Source organism: Dyella sp. 01N36 (assembly GCF_056399745.1).
In genome coordinates this window covers 1-4,269 of the sequence record NZ_JBFTRY010000254.1, presented here as the reverse complement: position 1 = coordinate 4,269, position 4,269 = coordinate 1, and the positions used below count along the sequence as shown (strand labels likewise).

Below are 4,269 nucleotides of genomic sequence, written 5' to 3'. Positions count from 1 at the left end.
CCAAAACCTTGTCGGCGCCCTCGCTGGTCGTGCTCAACAATCAAGTCGCACACATCCAGGTCGGCGATCAGGTGCCGATCAATCAGACGTCCATCGTGACCGGCCTCAACACCACCGGATCGACGGCCAGCAGCGTGAGCTATATTCCCACGGGCGTTATCCTCGATGTGCAGCCGCGCGTGAATCCCGGTGGGCTGGTGTATCTGAATGTGCAGCAGCAGGTGAGCAACACGACCGGCTCAGCCAACTCGCAGGGCAACTTCACCATCCAGCAACGCGCCGTGGGTACGCAAATCGCCGTACAAAGCGGCCAGACTGTACTGCTCGGCGGCCTCATCCAGCAAAACGAGAACAGCACGGATACCGGCATCCCCGGTCTCAATCGCGTGCCAATCATTGGTCGGCTGTTTGGCACGACCAATCACAACCGCAACCGCACCGAACTCATCGTGCTGATCACGCCGCGCGTGATCACCAGCAGTGAGGAGGCCAAGCAGGTGACGGACGAGTACCAGCGCAAGTTTGAATCGTTGGCGCCGTTGCGGGCGACGAGCGAGGCGGCAACGGGTTCTGGAACAGGAGCAACGAGGACGACAGCGCACCCGTAAACAGGCAACCTGACCGAGAGTCTTTATGTAGGAGCGCACTTGTGCGCGACCAGCCAACAGAGCGGTCCATCCACGCGCCGCAGTCGCGCACAAGTGCGCTCCTACAGTGGAGGGCACTGGCTTCAGGCCGTGGATCAACGGCTTCGGACCGCCATTTGTGGGAGCGCACCCTGTGCGCGACAAGCCTACGGAGCGGCACATTCCAGCGCTGCGGTCACGCACAAGGTGCGCTCCTACAGTGGATGGCACCGGCTTCGGGCCGTGGATCAACGGCTGCAGACCGCCATTTGTGGGAGCGCACCCTGTGCGCGACAAGCCTACGAAGCGGCACATCCCAGCGCTGCGGTCACGCACAAGGTGCGCTCCCACAAGGGGCACGCAGGCCCATGGGTCACGGATTGAACGTTGCTTGGCTGCTCTTTGTGGGAGCAAATCCTGTGCGCTGAAACTGGTGAGGCCGGGGCAGGGTGCATTTTCCCCCGCCAATGCTGCTTTGGCGACCCGCTGTAATCGAGGGTCTGCTCTCGTGCCAAGCGAGAAATAGGCCATACGCCCGAGTGCCATGCACAAACTCTCGCCCGCCAGTGATGCACAATACCTGCGCACTCCGGGGAGTAGCCCATGTTTCGATACCTGCGAGCTCTGTACGCGCTAGTCTTGATCGCTTCGCCTGCCCTGGCACAAGAGGCCCACGATCACGGCGTCCCTGAAAAGTTGGGAGACGTATCGTTCCCGATCTCATGCGCCCCTTCGGTGCAACCGTCCTTCAATCGCGCCGTCGCCTTGCTGCATTCGTTCGCCTACGCGCCAGCGGAGCAGGCTTTCCAGGCTATTGCGCAGAAGGACCCGCATTGCGCCATGGCGTATTGGGGCCTGGCAATGGTGCATTTTCATCCGGTGTGGTCGCCATCGTTACCGCCAGCATCCTTTGGGCAGGCGCAGCGGGACATGCAGCGGGCTGTCGAGCTTGGTGCGGCATCCGATCGCGAAAAGGGCTTCATCAGCGCCGGCAGCGTGCTGTTTCAGGCGACCCCGGGGCTCAAGGCGAACCAGAGAACGGAAGCCTACGAGCAGGCGATGGAGCAAGTGGCAAGCGACCACCCGACGGATATGGAAGCGCAGGTGTTTTACGCCCTGGCCCTGCTATCCAACGCATCACCAGCCGACAAGACACATGCCAAGCAGAAGCATGCCGTCGCAATATTGGAGCCGCTGTTTCGCGCCCATCCAGATCATCCGGGCCTTGCCCACTACATGATCCATGCGTGCGACAGCGAAGAACTGGCCAAGCAAGGTCTGCCGGCCGCCCGCGTGTACGCGAAGATCGCCCCGTCAGCACCCCACGCGCTGCATATGCCTTCGCACATCTTCACCCGGCTTGGCCTATGGGACGATTCGGTCCACTCCAATCTCGCCTCCAAGGAATCCGCACATCAGCATGGCGATGCGATGGGCGAGTTTCACGCCATGGACTACCTGGTCTACGCCTATCTTCAGGAGGGGAAAGATGGCGACGCCCAACGCGTGGTTGATGAGATGAAAGCCATGCGTGCACTGGACGTAACGGAGTTCGCGATCGCCTATGCAGCCACCATCATGCCGATACGGCTCGCGGTCGAGCGCGGTCGTTGGATTGATGCGGCTGAGGTGGCGCCGATGCCCGGCGCCTCGCCCCCCATCCTCGCCATCGCGGTTTGGTCCAAAGGCATCGGTCTTGCGCGCTCCGGTCACCCAGCGGACGCCGGTGCAGAAGTCACGCGGCTCCGTCAGCTTGAAAAGCAGCTGCGTGACTCTGGCGATGACTATTGGGCCACCCAGACGGCCATACTCGCCGACGAGGTCGCCGCATGGCAGAGCCAGGCCACGGGCCATGCCGACCAGGCGCGGTCGCTGCTGCAGTCCGCCGCCGATCGCGAAGATAGCCTGGAGAAGCGCCCAGTAACACCCGGCCCGGCACTTCCCGCACGCGAGCAATTGGGCGAGTTGCTGCTGTTACAAGGCGATGCCGCAGCGGCGCGTGAGGCCTATCGCGCTGCGTTGATTCAGGCCCCCCGGCGACGTGGTGCGGTGCTGGGAGAGGCGCGTGCTGGGCAGGCTATGCGTTGATCAGAATCCGCAACCGAGTCGCCGCCATCACCGCTTTGTGGTCAGAGCACCACGCCAACGCGATCAACTCACCGATCGAACCAGTGATACTGGATGGCCAGGGAGACGCCTTTGTAGTCGCCACCGACGCGTGTCACCAGTCCGTTGGTCAGCGCGAGCTTCGCCGACCAGCCTCGGGCGAAGGGGACAGACAGGGTCAGCCCGTAGCGGGCGTTGGATTGTCGGTTGTCATCATCGATGCCATTGAGGCTGGTTCTGCCGCCCGTCGCGTAGCCGATGGCAGCCGCAAGCCAGAGTCCCGGGCCAAAGGTATATCCGCCGTTCAACTGGGCGGTCATTAACGGGTCCTGGCTGCGCGTCTTTCCGCCGTAGTAGTCGTGATTGGTGGTGAAGATCCACGCACCGACGGAGGCTTCAACGAACCATTTCCCCCACGGTTGCATCAGTCCTATTTCGGGCTTGAACGACCAACGGTTGGTGCCGATGTTCACCAGTCGGGACGACGTGTACTGTCCCGTCGGCGCGGACATGGTCAGGCTCACACCTATCGAGGTCTCGGGCGTGCGCTTGGCGAATTCCTCGGGAGACATCGCCGGATTGCCAACGAGATTCAACGCGAACCGCAGGCGTACGTCGCCCATGCCTTCGCGGTGAATGGCGGTGGGCGCATCGATCACGTTACCGCTGAGGTCGCCGCTGACGCCAGGTATGACGATGCCGAGCGAGGCCGTGTGGTCAGCCAGCCCGAAGGTGCGCACATAGCCAAGTGCGACGGTGTTGATCTGTGCCTCGACATGCGAGATCGGAAGCGATGGATCTGTCAGCACGTCTCCCGTAAGGCGGTTATAGGCGAGGCCGACGAAATTCGTGCCTGTCGGGGAGGGTGAATAGGTTCGCGGTTCCAGCTCCTGCGCGTGCCCCTTTGCTGCGTGGAGCAGCAGCGCGGCAAGTATCGCCTGCAAGAGCGAGCGACTCATGCGTGCAGGCATCATCGTGAATTCAGATCGATGCCATGTGCCGCCAGGGGTAAGGCCATATCCGTTCTCCCCGTCCGATGTGCCGCTCATCGCGGTGGCCGTGCGCATCGCACGACCGCGCCACGACCCCAACCAGCTACGCCTCTGGTCGGGTGCCTCCGGAACTCCCTGGGACGCAGTATGGCAACTCTCCAAAGCGGCGGGGAGTGGCGCCATGTCGGTGCAGTCCATGGCAACGCCAAAGAAGGCTGCCGGGAGCCATTTTGGAATGCCCCTGTTCGGCGGTCTGGTGATCAGATCAGGGCCGGCCTTCCTGACGCCACCGGTTCACTGATTGCGTCGTGGCCGGGCGATGGCCAAAAACCGGGTCGGAGTGCACTTTCACCTCTTTTGGACCTCGGTTTCTAGCTAGAAAATTTGACTCTGGATCACCCCCGATTTCTCGGACGGTTTAAATCGTCACCGTGAGCGTACGCTCAAAGCTGTCCGGAGATTGATACCCGAGACTGCTATGCAAGCGTTTGCGGTTATAGAAGATCTCGATGTACTGGAAGATCTGGGTCCGTGCAGAGTCGCGA

Annotated in this window: 4 protein-coding genes; 2 read left to right on the top strand and 2 right to left on the bottom strand. The window is 62.0% G+C overall.

Annotated features, from left to right (window positions below; genetic code table 11):
* A partial coding sequence (locus AC1DMG_RS20390; protein ID WP_477180993.1) for a type II secretion system protein GspD occupies positions 1 to 608 on the top strand: 608 nt, incomplete at its 5' end.
* Between the two features lie 621 nt (positions 609 to 1,229).
* Positions 1,230 to 2,714 (top strand): tetratricopeptide repeat protein, encoded by a 1,485-nt coding sequence (locus AC1DMG_RS20385; protein ID WP_477177345.1) that lies wholly within the window; start codon positions 1,230 to 1,232, stop codon positions 2,712 to 2,714.
* A 68-nt stretch (positions 2,715 to 2,782) separates the two neighbouring features.
* Here the strand turns inward: AC1DMG_RS20385 and AC1DMG_RS20380 are convergent, their stop codons facing one another.
* A complete protein-coding gene (locus tag AC1DMG_RS20380) occupies positions 2,783 to 3,799 on the bottom strand; it encodes a transporter (RefSeq protein WP_477177346.1) in 1,017 nt (338 codons plus the stop codon).
* Between the two features lie 343 nt (positions 3,800 to 4,142).
* A partial coding sequence (locus AC1DMG_RS20375; RefSeq protein WP_477180994.1) for an IS3 family transposase occupies positions 4,143 to 4,269 on the bottom strand: 127 nt, incomplete at its 5' end.